Here is a 1,530-nt window from a genome sequence, read left to right as displayed (position 1 = left end):
TAGTCATCCCGGGCCCTGTCGGTCCCGCCCCGTGGCCGGGAAAATCGGGGCTGGTGCCCGTCCGGAGGACGTCGATAGAGCTTGGTGCCGAACATTGAGCCCGTTTGGTAGTCGGACGCGGGGGCCGAGCGCAGGAGTCCATTGGTGTTGCCGCGAGCACGCAAGAGAGCTTCTTTGAATCCTGTGGTCCCTGATGGGCGGGCACCGCTACTGGTGTGCGCGAGGAAGGGTGGGGCGGGACATGGATGTGATCGAGGAGCGGTGCGGGGGCGCCGACTTGAGTAAGGCGGATGTCAAGGTGTGCATCCGGGTGCCGGGCGCCGGCAAGCGCGCCCGTTATGAGGTCCGTACGTTCTCCACGATGAACGACGGCCTGCTGGAGTTGCGGGACTGGCTGGTGGAGAACAAGATCGCCCGGATCGGCATGGAGGCGACGGCGTCGTACTGGAAACCGTTGTTCTACCTGCTGGAGGCCACGGAGGGGATCGAGCCGTGGCTGCTGAACGCCCGGCACATCAAGACCGTTCCTGGCCGGAAGACCGATGTGAAGGACTGCCAGTGGATCTGCAAGCTGGTCGAACACGGCTTGGTCCGCCCCTCCTTCGTGCCTCCGCGTGACATCCGGCAGCTGCGGGACCTGACCCGCTATCGCACCGAGACCGTCCGCGACCGGACCCGCGACGTGAACCGCCTCGCGATGTTCCTGGAGGACACCGGGATCAAGCTGTCCTCGGTCGTCACCGACATCACCGGCCGCTCAGCGCGCGCCATGCTGGATGCCCTGGTGGCAGGTGAACGGGACCCGCAGGTGCTGGCATCCCTCGCCCTGGGCAGTCTGCAGGGCAAGGTTCCCTTGCTGACCCGCGCCCTGAGCGGTGACTTCAACGCGCACCACGCGTTCATGATCGCCTCGATGCTGCGGGCCATCGACGAGGCCGACAACCGGATCTCCCGCCTGAGCGAGGAGATCAACCGCCAGCTGCAGCCCCTGCGGCAGCAGGTCGACCTGCTGATCACCATTCCCGGGATCAGCCTGACCCTCGCCCAGGTTCTGATCGCCGAGATCGGTGTCGACATGGGCCGCTTCGCCACCGCCGGACACCTCGCCTCCTGGGCCGGAGTGTGTCCGGGCAACAAGGAATCAGGCGGCAAACGGTTATCCGGGCGCACCAGCCACGGCGACACCTGGCTCAAGACCGCCCTGTTCATGGCCGGCGCCAGTGCCGCCCGCAGCAAGAAGACCTACCTGGGTGCGCAATTTCGGAGGCTGGTCCCACACCGAGGCGCCAAGCGCGCGACCCTCGCCGTCGGACACTCCATCCTCGTCGCCGCCTGGCACATCCTCCACGACCTCGTTCCCTACCGCGATCTCGGCCCCGATCACTTCACCAACCGCCTCGGCAAGGAACGTCAGACCCGACGCCTGATCGCCCAACTCGCTGCCCTCGGCATGGACGTCACCATCGCCTCGCGCGAACAGACCGCATGAACCGCGCCAACGCGTATCACTGCAGGTGATTTTCAAGAGAG

At 66.2% G+C, this 1,530-nt stretch carries 1 protein-coding gene; it reads left to right on the top strand.

Features of this window, described 5'->3' with window-relative positions; translation table 11 throughout:
* Positions 1-241: 241 nt before the first annotated feature.
* Positions 242-1,489: an IS110 family transposase gene (locus tag AB0M62_RS34820; RefSeq protein WP_366078330.1), complete on the top strand. Its 1,248-nt coding sequence runs from the start codon at positions 242-244 to the stop codon at positions 1,487-1,489.
* Positions 1,490-1,530 lie beyond the last annotated feature (41 nt).

This window comes from Streptomyces sp. NPDC051219 (assembly GCF_040682335.1).
Taxonomy (GTDB): Bacteria; Actinomycetota; Actinomycetes; order Streptomycetales; family Streptomycetaceae; genus Streptomyces.
Note: the sequence above shows the minus strand (reverse complement) of the source record. Positions and strands in the feature narration are given on the sequence as shown.